The sequence below is a fragment of the Rhodococcus sp. UNC23MFCrub1.1 genome (assembly GCF_000686025.1).
Lineage (GTDB): Bacteria > Actinomycetota > Actinomycetes > Mycobacteriales > Mycobacteriaceae > Rhodococcoides.
The window spans coordinates 132195-150922 of sequence record NZ_JMLQ01000005.1 but is presented as its reverse complement, the minus strand read 5'-3'; the positions used below and the strand labels follow the sequence as shown (position 1 = coordinate 150922).

15 protein-coding genes are annotated in these 18728 nt (G+C 69.0%); 10 read left to right on the top strand and 5 right to left on the bottom strand.

The annotated features are described in order from the left end of the window. Positions 1-14 precede the first annotated feature (14 nt). The gene (locus BR07_RS0114165; RefSeq protein WP_027506008.1) at positions 15-482 is read left to right on the top strand and encodes a universal stress protein; all 468 of its coding nucleotides are present in this window, start codon (positions 15-17) and stop codon (positions 480-482) included. Here the strand turns inward: BR07_RS0114165 and BR07_RS24645 are convergent. The 3 genes from BR07_RS24645 to BR07_RS0114150 form a co-directional block, all read right to left on the bottom strand. Beyond that, positions 445-1962 carry a glycosyltransferase family 87 protein gene (locus BR07_RS24645; RefSeq protein WP_081821328.1) on the bottom strand — a complete coding sequence of 506 codons (1518 nt, stop codon included), beginning with the start codon at positions 1960-1962 and terminating at the stop codon, positions 445-447. The genes BR07_RS0114165 and BR07_RS24645 overlap by 38 nt on opposite strands. A gap of 125 nt (positions 1963-2087) precedes the next feature. Beyond that, positions 2088-4178, bottom strand: a complete 2091-nt coding sequence (locus BR07_RS0114155; protein ID WP_081821327.1) for a transglycosylase domain-containing protein — start codon at positions 4176-4178, stop codon at positions 2088-2090. Between the two features lie 655 nt (positions 4179-4833). Beyond that, positions 4834-5253 carry a DUF5318 domain-containing protein gene (locus BR07_RS0114150; RefSeq protein ID WP_081821309.1) on the bottom strand — a complete coding sequence of 140 codons (420 nt, stop codon included), beginning with the start codon at positions 5251-5253 and terminating at the stop codon, positions 4834-4836. A gap of 120 nt (positions 5254-5373) precedes the next feature. On the opposite strand from BR07_RS0114150, the gene BR07_RS24640 reads away from it, so the two are divergent. From BR07_RS24640 to BR07_RS0114130, 4 genes are all read left to right on the top strand, one after another. Next, complete coding sequence (locus tag BR07_RS24640) at positions 5374-6189, top strand: DUF1707 SHOCT-like domain-containing protein (protein WP_081821308.1); 816 nt, start codon at positions 5374-5376, stop codon at positions 6187-6189. Positions 6190-6198: 9 nt separating this feature from the next. Further along, positions 6199-7038, top strand: a complete 840-nt coding sequence (locus BR07_RS0114140; protein WP_027506005.1) for a DUF1707 SHOCT-like domain-containing protein — start codon at positions 6199-6201, stop codon at positions 7036-7038. Positions 7039-7165: 127 nt separating this feature from the next. Continuing rightward, positions 7166-7804 (top strand): PadR family transcriptional regulator, encoded by a 639-nt coding sequence (locus BR07_RS0114135; protein ID WP_027506004.1) that lies wholly within the window; start codon positions 7166-7168, stop codon positions 7802-7804. After that, on the top strand, positions 7797-8888 hold the full coding sequence (locus BR07_RS0114130) for an inositol-3-phosphate synthase (RefSeq protein WP_027506003.1): 1092 nt from the start codon (positions 7797-7799) through the stop codon (positions 8886-8888). Before BR07_RS0114135 ends, BR07_RS0114130 begins: the two co-directional genes overlap by 8 nt. A gap of 67 nt (positions 8889-8955) precedes the next feature. Here the strand turns inward: BR07_RS0114130 and BR07_RS0114125 are convergent, their stop codons facing one another. After that, complete coding sequence (locus BR07_RS0114125; RefSeq protein ID WP_027506002.1) at positions 8956-9498, bottom strand: hypothetical protein; 543 nt, start codon at positions 9496-9498, stop codon at positions 8956-8958. A gap of 134 nt (positions 9499-9632) precedes the next feature. Here BR07_RS0114125 and BR07_RS0114120 point away from each other — a divergent pair, with 134 nt between their 5' ends. From BR07_RS0114120 to BR07_RS0114105, 4 genes are all read left to right on the top strand, one after another. Further along, positions 9633-13082, top strand: coding sequence for an ATP-binding protein (locus BR07_RS0114120; protein WP_155957044.1), 3450 nt, complete (start codon positions 9633-9635; stop codon positions 13080-13082). 113 nt (positions 13083-13195) lie between these two features. Then, positions 13196-14011, top strand: a complete 816-nt coding sequence (locus tag BR07_RS0114115; RefSeq protein ID WP_027506000.1) for a DUF2786 domain-containing protein — start codon at positions 13196-13198, stop codon at positions 14009-14011. Further along, positions 14008-14526 carry a TIGR04338 family metallohydrolase gene (locus tag BR07_RS0114110; protein WP_027505999.1) on the top strand — a complete coding sequence of 173 codons (519 nt, stop codon included), beginning with the start codon at positions 14008-14010 and terminating at the stop codon, positions 14524-14526. The genes BR07_RS0114115 and BR07_RS0114110 overlap by 4 nt, the downstream gene beginning before the upstream one ends. A 52-nt stretch (positions 14527-14578) precedes the next feature. Continuing rightward, positions 14579-15346, top strand: coding sequence for an LLM class F420-dependent oxidoreductase (locus BR07_RS0114105; RefSeq protein WP_027505998.1), 768 nt, complete (start codon positions 14579-14581; stop codon positions 15344-15346). A 3-nt stretch (positions 15347-15349) separates the two neighbouring features. Here the strand turns inward: BR07_RS0114105 and BR07_RS0114100 are convergent, their stop codons facing one another. Further along, on the bottom strand, positions 15350-16714 hold the full coding sequence (locus BR07_RS0114100; RefSeq protein ID WP_027505997.1) for an ammonium transporter: 1365 nt from the start codon (positions 16712-16714) through the stop codon (positions 15350-15352). A 190-nt stretch (positions 16715-16904) separates the two neighbouring features. Here BR07_RS0114100 and BR07_RS0114095 point away from each other — a divergent pair, with 190 nt between their 5' ends. Next, positions 16905-18728: an ABC transporter substrate-binding protein/permease gene (locus BR07_RS0114095; RefSeq protein WP_037185965.1), complete on the top strand. Its 1824-nt coding sequence runs from the start codon at positions 16905-16907 to the stop codon at positions 18726-18728.

Sequence of the window (18728 nt, the reverse complement as noted above, 5' to 3'; positions counted from 1 at the left end):
CGTAGGCTCGGGTCGTGACCTCGTCGAACGATCCCTCCGTCTTCGAGTACGGAGTGGACGGCCCCAAGCTGATCGTCGTGGGCCTCGACGGCTCCGACTCCTCCTGGCGGGCGGCCGCGTACGCCGCCGGACTGGCGCGCCGGCAGCACTCCAAGCTCGTGCTGGTCTACGTGCAGACGCTGGCGGCCGGCGCCTTCGCGCAGGCGAGCGGCGTGGTCTACGACTCGGGGAGCCAGGTGGCGGACCAGCTGCTCACCGAGATCCGCGACCACGTGGTGCGTTTCGGCGAGCACCAGCACGTGAACTGGGAGTTCCGGACGTTCCGCGGCGACCCGGCGATGGGACTCGCCGCCGTCGGCGACGAACTGCGTGCCGACGCGATCGTCGTGGGCACGTCCGAGTCTGCCGGGCACCGCATCTTCGGCTCCGTCGCCGTCCGACTGGTCAAGCTGGGTCGGTGGCCGGTGACCGTGGTGCCCTAGGCGGTGGCGCCGCATCCGCGATCGGAACCTCGACGGGCCGCGGACGCACCATCGCCGGCACCCACGACGGGTACGCGTCGGGTGCTCCGTCGAGCACACCACCGGCCGGATCGTCGTCGCCGCTGCGACGCACCAGATCGTCCACCGGCCGGTAGATCTGCCGCACCACCAGGACACACAATCCGACGACGGCGAGATCGCGCACCAGGACGGTCGCCGTGAAGTACTGCTCGGGCAGACCCTTGTCGGCCACGCCCAGGTAGTACATCATCCGCGGAACCCAGACGAGTGCGTCGATGGTCATCCACGCCAACAGGATTCGCCGGTGCGGCAGAGCCAGGACCGCGAGCGGCACCAGCCACAAGGAGTACTGCGGACTCCACACCTTGTTCGTCAGCAGGAAACCGGCGACCACGAGGAAACACAGCTGCATCAGGCGAGGACGCCGCGGAGCCGTCAGCGCCACCCAGCCGATGGCGAGGCACACGACCACGAAGAGCAGCGCCGTCACGAGATTGAGGATCACCGGCTTCTCGCCGGGACCGAGCGGGCCGTCGAATCCGGCCCAGCCGGTGAACGACCGGGCCACGTTGTAGAGCGAGTCCGGATCGGCGCCGCGGTCGGAGTTCAGTCGGAAGAACTCCGACCAGCCACGCGGAAACAGCAGTGCGATGGGCAGATTGACCAGAACCCACGCCGAGAGCGCCGCCGCCGTGGTCCGCGACCAGTCCCTGATGTTCCCCGTGCGGATGCACAGCACGAGGAGCGGACCGAGCAGGAACAGCGGGTAGAGCTTCGTCGCGCCCCCGATGCCGAGCAGGACACCGGCCAGCACCGGCCTGCGTCGCGCCCACGCCAGCAACCCACCGGAGGCGAATGCCGTTGCGAGGGCGTCGAAGTTGGTGAAGACGTGCACGATCACCAGAGGGGAACACGCGGCCAGCGCGGCGTCCCACACCCGACGTCCCGCCAACATCGTGGTCGCCCAGATCGTCACGATCCAGGCGAGGGCGGAGCCGAACGCCACCACGTTGAAATACAGCGCGACCGTGAGCGCCTGCGGCAACCACGGGACCGCAGACCACGCGTGGGCCACCTGCATCGACACGTACTGGTACAGCCCCGCCACCACCGGATACTCCATGTACCGGGTGATCGTGGAACCGTCGGAACCCGTTTCCTCCCACGACTTCTTGTACGGGAACGCGCCCTGATCGAGGCGCTCCGCGCCGTAGAGGGGGACCACGTCGGAGTAGCACATCGCGACGTACTGACGGCTCCCGCTCCAGTCGAGTCCCAGCTCGCCGCCGGGGCCGTTCGGGGCCTGCTGGATGCACGCGGCCTTGCCGAACCAGCCCAGCGCGAGAAACACGACCGTGAACGCGAAGATCACGCGCAGTGGCGTGATGTGGCGCTGCCGCCCCACCAATGCGTGCTTGCCGACGGGGCCGCCGACCACCGTCGACAACTCCGCAACCATGGGGTCGGTCAGACTCGGCCGATCGCGCCGACGAGCGGAGCGTCGATCCGTCGCCAACTCACCCGGACTCGCCAACAACTCGTCGGACGAGTCGTCCCGACCGGCCTCCGGCCTGCCCGTCACCCCTAGCCGCCGGGCGGCGTGGCCGGCTCCGGAGCCGCCCCGTCGTCGGGCGGGGTGACGGCGGAAGGTTCCGCCGGCGCCGGGGCCAGACCGGGAACCGGAATGGTGATGCCCGGCAAGATCTCGACCTGCGACGGGACGACGACCGGCGGAGCGACGGGCTCCGGCGTCGTGGGCTCCGGCGCTGCGGAAGAGGATGTGGGCGGCGCCGCGGTCCGTGTCGGCGCGGGTGCCGAGTACTGCGGCACACCGGCCTGGCCGGCGATCGCACCCGGTGCAGGGAACGACTCGACGGGCGAGCCCTCGAGGGACGCGTCGAGCGTGTCCTTCCAGATGTCCGACGGAAGTCCGGAGCCGTAGATGGGTCCCCCGTAGCTGTTCTCCAGCGGGAGGCCCTGCTCGGTACCGACCCACACGGCCGTCGCCAGAGACGGCGTGTACCCGACCATCCAGGCGTCCTTGTTCTCGCCGGTGTCACCGAGCTGCGCGGTGCCGGTCTTCGCGGCGGAGGCGCGTCCCTCGGCCAGGTTGTGGCCGTTCGAGTAGCCCGCGATGGGACGCATGGCCGCCGTGACGTTGTCCGCGACGGCAGGGTCGACCCGCTGCTCGCCGGGGTCCGCTCCGCGATCGAGCAACACGGTGCCGTCGGCCGTCACGACCTTCTGCACGAAGTGCGGTGCGTGGTAGGTACCCGATGCGGCGAGCGTCGCGTACGCGCTGGCCATGTCGATGACACGAGACTGGTACTGCCCGAGCACGATGCCGTTGTTGGGGCCGGCGCCGTTCGGCTCGGTCAGGGTCTCGCCGATGCCCTCGACCTCGGTCGGGATACCGAGTCGGTGGGCCATGTCGGCCACTGCCTGCGGGCCGCCGTCGAGGCTGAGCTGCAACCGGTAGAAGCTCGTGTTGAGCGACCGCTTGAGCGCCTCGGCAATGGTGCAGGTGCCGCAGGACTCGCCCTCGACGTTGCCGATGGAGATGCCGTTGACCGTCAGCGGCGAGCTGTCGTACATCTGCGACAGCGGGATGCCCTGATCCAGAGCCGCCGCCAGGCCGAAGACCTTGAACGACGAACCGGTCTGCAGGCCGGACTGCGCGAAGTCGAAGCCGCGGCCGTCGACACCGCCGTAGTACGAGCGCACCGCACCGGTGCGGGGGTCGATCGACACCGACGCCGTGCGCAGCTCGGACGGTTCACCCTCCATGTTGGAGTTCACGGCGTCGATGGCGGCCTGCTGATCCTGCGGATCGATCGTCGTGGTGATCTGCAGTCCGGCGGTGTTCAGGTCCTGCTCACTGATGCCCGACGCGGTGAGCTCCTTGAGCACCTGGTTCTTGATCAGTCCGTTCGGGCCGGCGTCGGCGGCGTCGCCGCTGTCCACCGAGGCGAGCGGTCGCCACTGCGGGTACTGCATCGCCTGACGCTGGGTCTGATCGAGCGCACCCATCGTGACCATGCCGTCGAGGACGTAGTTCCAGCGGCTCTGCGCACCCGTCGGGTTGTTCTCCGGATCGAGTCCGGAGGGCTGCTGGATGGTGGCCGCGAGCACGGCACCCTCCTCGACGCTCAACTGCTCGACGGGCTTGTCGAAGTACGCCTTCGACGCCGCCGCGATGCCGTACGCGCCGCGGCCGAAGTAGATGGTGTTGAGGTACGCGGCGAGGATGTCGTCCTTGGTCCACTGACGCGCCATCTTCGAGGAGATGACCAGCTCGCGCATCTTGCGGGTGAGCGTCCGCTCGGACCCCACGAGCGCGTTCTTCACGTACTGCTGCGTGATGGTGGATCCACCACCGGCGCTGTCGCGCCCGAGCACATTGTCGCGAGCGGCGCGTGCGAAGCCGGTGACCGAGAATCCGGGGTTGGAGTAGAAGTCGCGATCCTCGGCCGACAACACCGCGTTGCGGACGTGCTCGGGGATCTGTCCGATCTCGACGTCGGTGCGGTTGCCCTCGGGAGGGACCACCGTGCCGAGGACGGACGTTCCGTCCGACGCGAGGACGGTGGCGACCTGGTTGGTCTTGATGTCACCGGGGCGCGGAACGTCCTCGACGACGTACGCGACCATGAACACCAGGACCGGAACGACCATGCCCAGCGCGATCAAGCCGTACAGCGTGCGCCGCAGGACCTTCCACTTCGACTTCTTCTTCGTCTTCGTGGCAGTACCTCCTGATGGCGGTTCGGTGGGTCCTCCACCGAACCGGTCCCGGTCACCGTCGGCGTCGCCACGCGAGTGGGACGTCACGGGCCGGGAGGGTGGAACGTCGGTCGCCCGTGGATCGTCCGAGTACGGGCGCGGCTGCGAGAACGCCTGCGACCGCGGCGGAGGCGCGGTCGGGGGAATTTGGGTGGTGTCCGGTCCACGATCGTCGTAGGACGGCGGACCGTAGGCCGGGCGCCGCGGGTGATCGGCCGGCGGCCAGCTCGGCGGGGGACCACCGGGGCCGTCCCGGCGAGGCGCACGCGGTGGGGGTGGGCCCGACGGCCGCTGCTGGGGATCGCGGACCGGCTCGTGGCTCGGGCGCCCGTGACGCGGTGGTTCCCCGGGCCCGTCGGGTCGACCGTGGCGGCCGGACGGACGCCCGCGATCGTCACCGGAACTGTCGTAGGGGGAACTCACTCACGTACTCCACTGTCAGGACGCACGTGTGACCAGGTGGCGACGGTCACGTGTGCGTCGGGCTCGTTCGACTCGGTTGCGCGGGGGACCACCGACGGACGGTACCGCCGACGACCTGCGTCCGTCACTCACTGGCCGTGCGTCGGCGGGAGGCGGAGCGTGTGCGGGGGCTCCTGGGCGCCGGAACGGCGCCCAGGACGTACGACTGCACGAGGTGGTTCCAACTGCAGGTTCGGCAGACCTCGACGACGTGCACGGAGAACTCCTCCTGCGTGCCGGCGAGGCGGGTGAGCTCGTCCGCGGTCCGGGCCGAGCCGTTCATCGTCCCGAGCTTCTCCCCGAACACCCAGGAGACCAGCGTGAGCTGCTCCTTCCGGCAGATGGGGCACGCCACGGTGGACGGCCGACCGTGGAACTTCGCCGCTCGGAGGAGGTAGGGATCGGCGTCGCAGACCTGGGCCATCGCCGTTCGTCCGGAGTAGACCTCGGCGAGCAGCGACTTGCGCTGCAACGCGTAGTCCACCACCTGCCGCTGTGATCTCACGGTGACCAGAGTACGTGCGCCGTCGAGGTGGGGTGGTGCTCGACCCCGTCCCGTGCGCTGGAGCGGAGCCGTGGAGCCGGAGCACTTGAGGGACCCGGTCCACGGGCCTACCATCTGGCGATGCCGACGGTCCGATCTGTGGGTGTCAGAGCGCGTGACCAGGACAGAGTGCACGCGTGCGCCGCGCTGGACCGTGCGCTCGCGGACGGCCAGATCGACGCCGAGGAGCACGCCACCCGTATCGCCCTCGCCACCGATGCACGTGCGCTCGAGGACCTCCACGATCTGATCGGCGATCTGCAGGGCGAGTCGGATTTGGCTCCGATGGCGTCGCCCGGGACGGCAGCCGCGGGGCTCTCCCGTCGGGGTCGGCCGAGCGTGCTGAGCGCGGTGATCCGGTGGGCCGTTCTCCTGGTCGTCGCCGCACTCCTGTTCCTCGGTGTCCGCGCCTGTGCGTCCGACGACAGCGCGACCGGCACCTACGGCTCGGCCGGCTACCTCGAACCGCGCGCGATGGACGACATCGTGGCGTCGACGGGCATCCTGCTGGGAACCACCGTCGTCGACGAGCTGATGTTCTACTCCGAGTACGCGCTGCTGAGGGCGCCGAGTCCCGACGATCCGGGCCGGGAGAGGCGTTATCAGTACCGCGACGGCGAGTGGAGACAGTCGGACGACGCGGACAGGGACCGAGAGACGGCGATCGTCGACCTCGCCGACCTGGGCCCCGGCGTGCTCGGCGGATTGGTCCTGGGCGCCGGCGCGAGCCTGAACATCGCCGAGATCGACTCGCTGTACCTGTTCGTCCGGAACACCGGCGCCGGCCCCGCGATCAGCCTGCACGCGAGCAACGAGGCCGCGAACGAGGACGGATACCTCGAGGCGTCCCTGTCGGGCGACTTCCTCAGCGTCACCCCGTTCGATCCGACCGCGTAGGAGACGACGATGGCGACCGGACAGGATCGACGACTGCGCGCCCGTGACATCGATCGCGCCGTGGTCGCGACCGCTCTCGACACCGCGTACGCGGACGGGCAGCTGACATTCGACGAGCACCGGTCACGGGTGGCGGCGGCGAGAACGGCGACGACACTGGGCGATCTCCACGCGTTGGCCGCCGATCTGCAGGCGGACGTACCGCTGCCCGAGGCGATACGGCCCGCACCCGGACCGTCCCGGCGCCCGGTGATCGTGGGTCTGCTCGTCGTGGTCCTCGTCCTCGGACTCGCCGTCGTGCTGGCGGTCCGCGGATCCGATGCGCCGTCGTCGCCGAGCGTCGCGGCTCCGTCGTCGTCCGTCGGCCCGGGAGCGACGGCCGCGGGCACCGTGACGCCGATCGTCGCGCGACCCTTCGTGTTCGACACCCCGGAGGGCCTGGCCGACTTCCGCGACCGGTGGATCACACGATTCGGCGACCCCGAGGTCACCGAGTTGGTGCTGTACCCGTCGGACGATCGCGCCTCTCTGACCCGCCTCGCCGAGAGCAACCGCGTGCGCGACGTGTCGGTCCGCGGCGGCTTCGAGGAGTCCACCGACACGAGCCCGAGGGAGACGGACGAGCTGCCCTTCGACCTCACCGCGCTCGACGTCGCGGCACTGGCGGGCCTGATGGCGGGGTCCGCGTCGTTCGTCGAGGTACCGGACGCGTCGGTCACCCACGTGATCGTGCGCAACGAGGGAGTGCCGGAGGTACTGGTCTACGCCGCGGATGCGGACGGCCGCGGTGGATACCTGCAGGCCACCCTGGCCGGTGAGGTCACGCGGGTCAGCCCCCACCATCCCTGACGGGGCCCGTGTTCATGTTCTCGACAGTTACATGTACCCCCATATATCGGCCCGATACATGTGGCGGTTATAGTGAGCGAGCGTCATCTCGACGCGGACTCGGGTCGGAACAGGAAGGGGACCGCACATGCTCGAACTGGCGATCCTCGGCCTGCTCCTGGAGACACCCATGCACGGTTACGAGCTTCGTAAGCGACTCACCGGACTTCTCGGTGCCTTCCGGGCCTTCTCGTACGGTTCGCTCTACCCCACCTTGCGTCGTATGCAGGCGGACGGGCTCATCGTCGAGAACCCCGGAGTCCAGGGCGCCGTCAAGCGTCGGGCACGTCGTGTCTACGAACTCACGCCGGCCGGCCGAGCTCGGTTCACCGAGCTGGTCGCGGACACGGGTCCGCAGAACTACACAGATGATGGATTCGGCGTACACCTGGCCTTTTTCGGGCGCACCCCCGCTGAGGCGCGGATGCGGATACTCGAAGGTCGGCGTCGCCAGGTCGAGGAGCGCCGTGAGGGGCTCCGCGACGCCATCGGCCGAGCAAGTGGGTCGTTGGACAGGTACACGCGCGGATTGCATCAGCTCGGCCTCGAGTCGAGCGAGCGCGAAGTGCGGTGGCTCAACGAATTGATCGCTGCCGAGGCAATGGCGATCACTTCGGAGAGTCCACCGCCCGCACCCACGACCGACACCTCGGCCGTGGCACACCCGGAGAGCACGTCGGCTCCGGCCACCCGATACGGAAAAGAAGGAGAACCCGACCATGAGTGACAACAGCACTGCGGTGCGCGTGGCCATTGTGGGCGTGGGTAACTGCGCGTCGTCCCTGGTTCAGGGCGTGCAGTACTACAAGGACGCCGACGAGAACACCACCGTTCCCGGCCTCATGCACGTGAAGTTCGGCAAGTACCACGTCCGCGACGTCGAGTTCGTCGCCGCGTTCGACGTGGACGCCAAGAAGGTCGGCTTCGATCTGTCCGAAGCCATCTTCAACAGCGAGAACAACACCATCAAGATCGCCGACGTGCCCCCGAGCGACGTCAGCGTCCAGCGCGGCCCGACACTCGACGGCATCGGCAAGTACTACTCGGAGACCATCGAGATCTCCGACGCGGAGCCGGTCGACGTGGCGCAGGCACTGCGTGACGCGAAGGTCGACGTGCTCGTCTCCTACCTGCCCGTCGGATCCGAAGAAGCCGACAAGTTCTACGCTCAGGCCTGCATCGACGCGAAGGTCGCGTTCGTCAACGCGCTGCCCGTCTTCATCGCGTCCGATCCGGTCTGGGCCAAGAAGTTCACCGACGCCGGTGTGCCCATCGTCGGCGACGACATCAAGAGCCAGGTCGGTGCCACCATCACCCACCGCGTCATGGCCAAGCTGTTCGAGGATCGCGGCGTCCAGCTCGATCGCACGATGCAGCTGAACGTCGGCGGCAACATGGACTTCCTCAACATGCTCGAGCGCACGCGCCTCGAGTCGAAGAAGATCTCGAAGACGCAGGCCGTCACGTCCAACCTGCAGCGTGAGTTCAATGCGAAGGACGTGCACATCGGCCCGTCCGATCACGTCGGCTGGCTCGACGACCGCAAGTGGGCCTACGTCCGCCTCGAGGGTCGCGCGTTCGGTGACGTCCCGCTGAACCTCGAGTACAAGCTCGAGGTCTGGGACTCCCCGAACTCCGCCGGCGTCATCATCGACGCCGTGCGCGCCGCGAAGATCGCTCAGGACCGCGGAATCGGCGGACCTGTCGTGCCCGCGTCCGCGTACCTGATGAAGAGCCCGCCGAAGCAGCTCGCCGACGACATCGCTCGTCAGCAGCTCGAGGCGTTCATCATCGGCTCCGACGAGCAGTAGCCACTCGCGAACGTCCCGACGGGGTCGTCACGGTCGATCACTCGGCCGCGGCGACCCCGTCGGCGTCTCACCGGTCGAGCGGGCCGTCGGGGACGCCGAGCAGGTACGACGTGGTGCCGCGGACACCGTCGGACACGAACACCTGGAACGTCTGATCGCAGGTCTCGGTACCGAAGCGGACGACGGCGAGTCGATGATGCGCACCCGTCACGCGCGGCCCCCGCGGAGGAGACGATTCCGTGAGCGGCCGGCGACGTGCGGACGCCGCCGCGTCGTGCTCGTACGTCACGACGGTGCCCTCGGTGGTGACCACGCCGACGGCCGTGATCGGTTCCGTCGCACTCGTGGACAACACCGGCGTGATCACGATCTCCCCCACCTCGTGGTCCCCGTCGGTGACGACGATGGTGAAGCGATCGGAGCCGAAGGACGACGGGTCGTCCTCCCACCGGTCCACGGACGCCGTACGCGAGTAGGTGAACATCCCGTCGGACGCGACGTCCGCGGTACCGCAGGACGGGCCGGAACCCAGTCGGTGGCTCCGCTGTGTGCACAGGGGCGAGGCGACGGACCCCGCCAGCAGGCAGGCCGTGACGGAGGTTCGAGGCATGGGGTCGCTCCTGAGGGTCGTGCGCCGGCCGGGTCGGCCGGATTCTCCTGTACTCACCGTGCCCGACGCGTGCACAAGAAGTGCAAAAGTGCCTGCGTGCGGCGCGAATACGCACAGCTGACTAGACTTGTCAGGTGACGAGTGACTCACCCGCTTCCGTCCGACTCGTCGGTGCCGTCACCGTCGAGCGTGGCTCTCGGGTGGTCGATCCCCGCATCATCGGTGGGCCGCGCTGCGTCGAACTGCTGTCGTATCTGACGCTCAATCGCCATCGAGAGGTCTCGCACGACGAGTTGGCGGACCTGCTCTGGCCCGAGGAGCGGCCGCGCACCTGGAATTCTGTGCTGCGTGGGGTGATCTCGAAGGTGCGGGACGTTCTCGACGCCGCGGACATCGCGGGTACGTCGATCGTGTCCCGTACCGGCATGGTGCGTCTGACTCTTCCGCCGGACACCACGGTCGATCTCGAGGAGATCCGGGACGCGTGCCGCCGCACGGAGGGATCACCCGCGGACCGTGCCCGCGATGCCCGGACGGCGTTGCGTCTGCTCGCCGAACCCGTGCTCGTCGGAGCCAACGGCGCGTGGGCGGACGACGTCCGGCGAGAGTTCGACGACCTGCGGCTCACGGCCCTCGAAGCGGACGCCACCGCGTCGATGGATCTCGGTGCGTTCGAGAACGCCGTGTCCTCCGCGGAGTCCCTGCTGGCAGCCGACCCCCTGCGCGAGAGCGCGTACCGCATCGCCATGCGTGGCTACGTGGCACTGGGCGACCGCGGACAGGCTCTCGGGGCGGCGGCGCGATGCCGAGCGGTGCTGGCGGACCGGCTCGGGGTGAGCCCCTCACGCGAGACCCAGTCGTTGTACCTGGAGTTGTTGGAGGACGATACCGAGACCACCCCAGCGCAGCGCGAGGAGCCGCCGGTGGGATCCGCCTTCGTCGGACGCGATGTCGAGATGAGCCGCATCGTCGAGGACCTCGAGGCGGCCGCTGCCGGTCATGGACGGTTTCTCCTGGTCTCGGGTCCGCCGGGGGCAGGGAAGACGTCACTCGCCCGCGCCGTGATGCAGCGTGCCCGCGCCGCCGGCACGGACGTCGTGTCGGGTCGCTGCAGCGAACACTCGACCATCCCGTACGAACCGTTCGTGGAGGCAGTCACCCGCGACCTCGACTCGCGCGGCGTCATCGGAGCGCGTCAGTGGCTGCGGACCAACGGCGCCGACATCCTCGGCATCATCCCCGGGGCCGCACGTCGATTCGGGGACCTCATCCCCCCGCACGTGGACGACGACCGCACAGGGGCGTCCGACGCGGTGCAGCGGTGGCTCGTCGGGCCCGCTCGACAGGCCCCGACCCTGCTCGTGATCGACGACCTGCAGTGGGCCTCCGGCGCGACGGCCGCCCTGGTCCGCCATCTCGCGCGGTCGACGCAGAACGACCGACTCTGCATCCTCGCGACAATGCGGGACGAGAACCTCGTGTCCCCGGAACTCCAGGCGACCCTCGACGTCATCCGGTTGTCGGCGGGGTTCCGCGAGATCACCCTGGGCGGACTGTCTCTGGCCGCGGTGCACGACCTCCTTCGCGAGCAGAACTCGACCCTCGACCCCGAGGCCATCGTGGCACGGACGGGTGGCTCCGCCCTGCTGGTCGCAGCCGTCATCGCGGCACACGAGCGCGAACCCGGCGGCTCGCTCCCCTTCACGGTCACGGACGCGGTGCGTCTCGCGAGTCGCGAACTCAGCTGTGACGCAGTCACTCTGCTCGAACTCTGCGCGGTGACCGGGGTGACGGTCTCGCGCCCGCTGCTGCGGGCCGCCTCGACGATCCCGTCCGATCTCCGTTTCGCCGAGACCCTCGACGAACTGCTGGCCGTGAACTTCCTGGTCGCCGGCGACACCGACGACGAGCTGGTGATGAGACACGCTCTCGTGCAGTCGACTCTGTACGACGCGATACCCGGGGCGCGGCGAGCGCAGATGCACTCCGACGTGGCTCGGGCCCTGGTCGATCTCGGTGCCGACACCACCGCCGACGAACTCGCGCGCATCGCGTACCACTTCGGCAGGGCGCTGGACTCCGACCGCTCCGAGGCCGCGCTCTACGCGCGGCGTGCCGGCGACGCCGCCTACGCGGTGTCCGCGTACGAGGACGCGGTGGTGGGGTACCGGACCGCGCTTCGGAAGATGGTGCCGCACGGCGACTCCCGAGAGCGGTGCCGACTGCTGATCGACCTCGGCCGGGCGCAGCGTAAGTGCATCGACCGGTCCTACCGGGCCACTCTCTTCGACGCGATCGCCATGGCGCGGAGACTGGGCGACGTCGACCTGCAGGTCGACGCGACGCTGGCGGACACGATCAGTGGTGCGGGCCTGTTCCAGATGTTCGACCCGTTGCCGGAACGACTCGACAGCCTGCACGACGCACTGCACGTCCTCGAGGACTCCGGCCGCTCGAACAGCGCCGCCACGGCCAAGGTCCTGGTACTGCTGGCCATGGAGCTGAGCTGGACCGATGACTGGAAGGAACGCCGCGACCTTCTCGAACAGGCTGTGACGCTGGCGCATTCGGTGGGAGACCGCAGTGCCCTCGAGTCGGCGCTGCGCGCGATGCTGTGGTGCCTCCTGGTGCCCCAGTGCTGGGATCTGCGCCAGGAGGCGATGACGCGCCTCGTCGAGCTGGAGTCGACATCGTCTCGGCGGCATCGCGATCCGTCCGCCGCCACCATCCTGGCCAGGACCCAGCAGGCGTTCGGCGACCTCGGCGGCGCCGACTCGACACTCGCGGCGGTGACCCGGGCCGATCTCGCGGACGACCCCGAGATGACCTGGGCCATGGTGTGTTCCAAGTTCGGCGTGGACGTGTCGGCAGGACGACTGGTGCGCGCGGAGACCGTGCTGGCACGGATCTGCGAGACGCCCGACGCCGCGCTCGGCAGCCACACCTACGGCCGCGAACACACGTCGATCCTCACCCTCCGGACGATGCGCGGAGATCTCCGGCACTTCGCGGATCGGCGCGACGAGATGGCCACGATGTTCGACCTGATCCCGGCGTTCCGCCCGGTCGTGGCGTCCTCGCTCGCCGACGTCGGACGCATGGACGAGGCGCGCGAGCTGATGGACTGGTACGACGAGCAACGGCTCGCGGCGATCGCCCCGGACATGCTCTGGCTGATGTCGATGACCTTCATCGCCCGTGCCGGTGCCACGGTGGGCAACACACTGGTGTGCACCGACGTGTACGAACGGTTGCTGCCCTACGCGGAGCAGACCGTGTCGGTCGCCCCGAGCGTCTTCGGCGTGGTGCACCACCACCTGGCCGACGCGTCCCTGGCCACCGGTCACGTCGAGCGAGCGGGTCGCCATCTGCACGCCGCGCGGCGCCTGCACGTCGCCCGCGGCTTCGAGGGATGGAGCGCGGAGGACGCGTATCTCGGTCTCCGCATCGAGCACGCCCGCACCGGACGGCTCACGGCCCGCGCTCTGGCGTCGGCCCGCACCCGTGCGGACGTCATCGGAGCCTCGGCGGTCCGGCGGCGCATCGACGCCGTCGCGGCCTTGGTGGAGAACTCCGAGCGCTGACTGCTACTCGCCGACGCGGTCGTCCGCAAGACCCTGCGAGCGCCTGTGGACGGCCGTCCCCGGGGACGCTCGGTGGGCCCGGCTCACGGCTGGTCCGGGCGTACTCTCGGCCCGTGAGTTCAGACAGGATGGTGGCCCGCATCGGTGGGCTTCTGCGTCAGGCCGAGTCCACGGACAATCCCCACGAGGCCGAGGCGTTCATGGAGGCCGCGCAGCGTCTCGCGACCGCCGCCTCGGTCGATCTGGCCGTGGCACGCTCGCACACCGCCTCGCGCGAGAAGCGGGCGACGCCGGTGCAGCGCGTCGTCCACATCGGGGAGCACGGCAAGAAGGGCCTGCGCACCTACGTCCTGCTGTTCGTGGCCATCGCCCGCGCGAACGACGTGCAGTGCGACGTGGCGCAGTCGTCGACGCAGGTCTTCGCGTACGGGTTCGAGAGCGACATCGACACGTGCGAGGCCCTGTACGCGAGCCTGCTCGTGCAGATGGTGCGCGCGAGCGACACGTACATCTCGTCGGGTGCGTACCGGGACGCCACCGTGGACCGTGAGGTCACCGTCGTCCGAGGACGCCGGCGCTATCGCACGGTCGAGCGGGCGCCGCTCGCCGGCGTCACTGCCAGGATCGAGTTCCAGACCGCGTTCGCGCACCGGGTCGGCGAGCGCCTGGCCGCCGTCAAGAAGGAGGCCGAGGCCGAGGCGGTCGCCACGGAAGCTCCCGAGGCCGGCACCTCACTGGTGTTGCGTGACAAGGAGATCGAGCTGCGCGACTTCTACCGGTCCGCCTCCACCGCCCGGGGTACCTGGCGCGGCAGCTCGGGTCGCTCGTACTCGTCGGAGGCTCGGCGAGCCGGAGACCACGCCGGTCGACGTGCACGCCTGGGCAATCAGAGCGAGATCGGCGGCCCCCGAGGACAACTCGAACGGTGACCCGCGACAGCCAGCGCTCCCGCGTCTACGACGCCGAGCATCAGGTCCGCACCATGTTCGACCGCGCGGACGAACGGGGCCTGCGCACCGTCGAGCTCCTCGGGTCCACGGTCACCCTGCCGATCGAGCGGCGCTTCGCCTCGCTCGACTCGGTCCAGACCTACGTCGACGGCGTCACCGCTCTGGACTGGGTGCGCAGCGAGTGGCCACGCGCGGCGGTCCCGGTACGGGTCCGGGCCCGCTCGGGCGCGGGCGCCGCGCACTACGAGGTCGACACCGCCACCATCGCTGTCCCACTCCACGTACGGGGACGCGCCTGGGCCCTGCGCGAGATGGTGGTGCTGCACGAGATCGCGCACCATCTGGAACCCGGCGATCCGGACGACCACCCCGAACCGGCCCACGGCGGCGCGTTCGTCGATCGCTATCTCACCCTGGTCTCGGAGATCATCGGCGCCGAGGCAGGTTTCGTCCTCCGCGCGACGATGCACGCGTGTGGAGTGCGCATCGGTTGACAGGCCGGGCACCATGGAAGCGACAGCCAGCGCACTCACCGAAGGATCACACATGTCCGTTCGCATCGGAGTTCAGCTTCAGCCCCAACACGCCCCCGATTACGGCCTCATCCGCGACGCGGTGTTGCGGTCCGAGGACGCCGGCGTGGACATCGTCTTCAACTGGGATCACTTCTACCCGTTGTACGGCGACCTCGACGGCGCCCACTTCGAGTGCTGGACGATGCTGGGCGCCTGGGCCGAGCAGACCTCGAACGTCGAGATCGGCGCGCTCGTCACCGGCGGCGGCTACCGCAATCCCGACCTGCTGGCCGACATGGCGCGCACCGTGGACCACATCAGTGGAGGACGGCTGATCCTGGGCATCGGCGCCGGGTGGAACCAGAAGGACTACGACAACTTCGGCTACGACTTCGGTACCGCCGGCTCACGCCTGGCACTGCTCGACGAGAGTCTCGCCCGCATCACCTCGCGTCTCGCCGTCGGCAATCCGGCGCCCACTCGCCACATCCCGATTCTCATCGGCGGTGGCGGTGAGAAGAAGACGCTCAAGATGGTCGCCCGCTACGCCGACGTCTGGCACAGCTTCGCCGACCTGGACGCGCTGAAGCACAAGTCCGAGGTCCTGGCCGGACACGGTGAGACCGTCGGCCGCGACGTGTCGCAGATCGAGCGATCGGTGGCGTGGCCGGGCGCGGACGACGCGCAGGCCTTCGTCGACGCCGGAGCCACCCTCTTCACCGTCGGCGTCAACGGCCCCGACTACGACCTCACCGAGCTGACCGGCGCGATCTCCTGGGCGCGGTCGCACCAGGGTTGACAGTCAGCCGGACTGCTTTCCGAACAGCCCCGAGCTGCCGTGTCCGCCGTGCGAGGAGGCGAACTCGTACGCGGACTCGGCATGCTCGTGTTCGTCGATGCCGTCCGTCTCGTGCTGCGGATCCGCTCTGATCCCGATGGTCAGCTTCAGCACCGTGGCGATGGCCGCGGTGACCAGGAACGCATAGGCGAGAACGACGACGACGGCGACCACCTGTCGACCCAGCTGCGTGACGCCGCCGCCGTAGAACAGGCCGTCGACACCGGGCGGCATGTCGCTGCTCGCGAGGAGGCCGATCATGAGCGTGCCGACGATGCCACCGACCAGGTGCACTCCGACCACGTCGAGCGAGTCGTCGTACCGGAAGCGGTACTTGAGGCCGATCGCCAGGGCGCAGGCGACACCGGCGGCAGCGCCGACGCCCAGAGCGCCGATCGGGGTGACGGCCGTGCACGACGGCGTGATGGCCACCAGACCGGCGACGACACCCGACGCCGCGCCGAAGGATGTGGCCTTCCCGTCGCGGATCTTCTCGACCACCAGCCACGCCACCATCGACATCGCGCCCGCGCCCATCGTGTTGACCAACGCGACCGCGGCGACGCCGTCCGCCGCGAGCGACGATCCGGCGTTGAAGCCGAACCAGCCGAACCACAGCAGCCCGGCACCCACCATGACGGCGGGCAGGTTGTGCGGCCGCATCGCCTCCCGGGGCCACCCACGACGCTTGCCGACGACCAGGGCGAGCGCCAGTCCGGCCGCGCCCGCATTGATCTCCACCGCGGTGCCCCCGGCGAAGTCGATGGCCTTCAGCTGGTTGGCGATCCAGCCCCCGGTCTCCGCGGTGACACCGTCGAACGCGAACACCCAGTGTGCGACGGGGAAGTAGACGAGTGTCGCCCAGAGGCCGGCGAAGATCACCCACGGCATGAAACGCATCCGGTCGGCGACGGCGCCGGACACGAGCGCCACGGTGACCATCGCGAAGCCTGCCTGGAAGGCCACGAAGGCGAGCGCCGGAACGGTTCCCACCAGCGGGATCTCGACCGCGCCGCCCCCGGCTCCGAAGCTGCCGCCGATCAACGAGGTGAGGCCGGCGAACTGCGTCGGGTCCCCGATCCACCCACCGACGCTGTCGTCGCCGAACACCATCGAGTATCCGAACAGGACCCACAGGACCCACACGACCCCGATGGCCGACAGGCTCATCATCATCATGTTCAGCACGCTCTTCACGCGCACCATGCCGCCGTAGAAGAACGCGAGCCCCGGAGTCATCAACAGCACCATCGCGGCACTGGCCAGAACCCACGCCGTGTTGCCGGCATCCGGAGCGCCCGTCAACGGGTACTCGAGACTGGAGTACATACGAACACCTTCCGTCCCCCGGCGCACACCCTCCAGGCGTCCTGGATAGTCGGTGACGTGCGCCCCGACGGAGACTAGACCCCTGGTCGGAGCGGTCCCCACGGCGATCACCGGCAACAGATCACTGAGCACAACCATTGCGCGTTCGACGTTTCGGTGATCCCGGCACGTGAGCCCTAGTGTTCATCTCATGCTTGCGCACCGCGTGGGACGGAAACTCATCGTCCTCGTCTCCACACTTCTCCTCGCCGTCCTCCTCGCGTCCTGCGGCACCTCGGACGGCGGCTCGTCGGACGGCTCCTCGTCCGCTGCCGCGGCACCGACCGAACTGTGCTCACCTCCCGGTGTGGACAGCGCGTCGTCAACGCCGACCAACTTCGACGCCGCGGCCGCCGCCGCGACCGAGGATCGGTACACGACGCCGTCGGTCACGCCGCTCGATCGCATCGACACCTCGCAGCTCGGACTGATCACGCCCGGCCAGCTCACCGTCGGCACGCTCTCCGACGCGCCGCCGAGCATCTGCGTCGACGGCTCCGGCACCTACACCGGCTACGACAACGAGCTGCTGAAGGCCGTCGCCGCGAAGCTCGGCCTGCAGATCAACTTCTCGGGCACCGAGTTCTCGGGTCTGCTCGCGCAGGTCGCCGGCCGACGCTTCGACGTCGGGTCGTCGTCCATCACCACCACCGACGAGCGGCGCAACACGGTCGGCTTCACCAACGGCTACGATTTCGGCTACTTCTCCCTGGTCGCGAAGGCCGGCGGACCGATCACCGCCTTCGAGAACCTGGGGCCGGACACCCGTATCGGCGTCGTGCAGGGAACGGTGCAGGACGACTACGTCGTCAACACCCTGGGCCTGGACCCGGTGAAGTTCCCCGACTACAACACCGCGTACGCAAATCTCCGCACCGGACAGATCGACGCCTGGGTCGCACCGTCGCAGCAGGCCGAGGGCCTGGTGAAGCCGGAGGACGGGACCGCGATCACGCAGAACACGTTCAGCCTCAACAACTTCGTCGGGTGGGCCGTCGCGCGGGACAACCAGCCGCTGATCGACGCGTTGAACTCCGGCCTCGACGCGATCATCGAGGACGGGACCTGGGCCCAGCTGTACTCCGACTGGGTGCCGCGCGAACTCCCGGAGGGATTCAAGCCCGGTAGCAAGGCAGCGCCGCAGCCCGAGCTTCCCGACTTCGCGGCCATCGCCGCCGAGAACGACGCGAACGCTCCCGCCGCGCAGGCCGTCGCACCGAAGTCGACGTTCGAGCAGCTCGGCGACACGTTCTTCGACTGGAACCTCTACAAGCAGGCGCTGCCGGACCTGCTGAAGACCGGCCTGCCGAACACACTGATCCTGGCGCTGGCATCGGGCATCATCGGCACGGTTCTCGGCATGCTGCTCGCACTGGCGGGCCTGTCCCGCACCCGCTGGCTGCGCTGGCCGGCACGCGTCTACACCGACATCTTCCGCGGACTGCCCGCCGTCGTGATCATCCTCGTCATCGGTCTCGGCATCGGACCCGTCGTCAGTGGGCTCACCGGCAACAACCCGTACTGGCTCGGTGCGGTGGCGTTGTCGCTGCTCGCGGCCGCGTACATCGGCGAGATCTTCCGATCCGGCATCCAGAGCGTCGAGAAGGGGCAGATCGAGGCAGCGCGTGCTCTCGGGTTCAGCTACCGACGCTCGATGCGCCTGGTCGTGGTGCCGCAGGGTGTCCGGCGCGTGCTTCCCGCACTCGTCAACCAGTTCATCTCGCTGATCAAGGACTCGTCGCTGATCTACTTCCTGGGTCTGCTGGCGACGCAGCGCGAACTGTTCGCCGTCGGCCGAGACCTCAACGCGCAGACCGGAAACCTGTCACCCCTGGTGGCGGCCGGACTCGTCTATCTCGCGATGACCGTCCCGCTGACCCACCTGGTCAACTACATCGACAAGCGTCTGCGCGTCGGCAAGGCCGAGCAGACACTCGACCCGGTCGAGCAGGCCATCGTCGTGGAAAGAGGCTGA

What these genes read in the sequence shown, in the direction of transcription:
- BR07_RS0114135 (WP_027506004.1), top strand. Translation starts at nt 7,166, where the DNA reads ATGCTCGAACTGGCGATCCTCGGCCTGCTCCTGGAGACACCCATGCAC.
- BR07_RS0114095 (WP_037185965.1), top strand. Translation starts at nt 16,905, where the DNA reads ATGCTTGCGCACCGCGTGGGACGGAAACTCATCGTCCTCGTCTCCACA.
- BR07_RS0114125 (WP_027506002.1), bottom strand. Translation starts at nt 9,498, where the DNA reads ATGCCTCGAACCTCCGTCACGGCCTGCCTGCTGGCGGGGTCCGTCGCC.
- BR07_RS0114130 (WP_027506003.1), top strand. Translation starts at nt 7,797, where the DNA reads ATGAGTGACAACAGCACTGCGGTGCGCGTGGCCATTGTGGGCGTGGGT.
- BR07_RS24640 (WP_081821308.1), top strand. Translation starts at nt 5,374, where the DNA reads ATGCCGACGGTCCGATCTGTGGGTGTCAGAGCGCGTGACCAGGACAGA.
- BR07_RS24645 (WP_081821328.1), bottom strand. Translation starts at nt 1,962, where the DNA reads ATGGTTGCGGAGTTGTCGACGGTGGTCGGCGGCCCCGTCGGCAAGCAC.
- BR07_RS0114155 (WP_081821327.1), bottom strand. Translation starts at nt 4,178, where the DNA reads ATGGTCGTTCCGGTCCTGGTGTTCATGGTCGCGTACGTCGTCGAGGAC.
- BR07_RS0114100 (WP_027505997.1), bottom strand. Translation starts at nt 16,714, where the DNA reads ATGTACTCCAGTCTCGAGTACCCGTTGACGGGCGCTCCGGATGCCGGC.
- BR07_RS0114105 (WP_027505998.1), top strand. Translation starts at nt 14,579, where the DNA reads ATGTCCGTTCGCATCGGAGTTCAGCTTCAGCCCCAACACGCCCCCGAT.
- BR07_RS0114140 (WP_027506005.1), top strand. Translation starts at nt 6,199, where the DNA reads ATGGCGACCGGACAGGATCGACGACTGCGCGCCCGTGACATCGATCGC.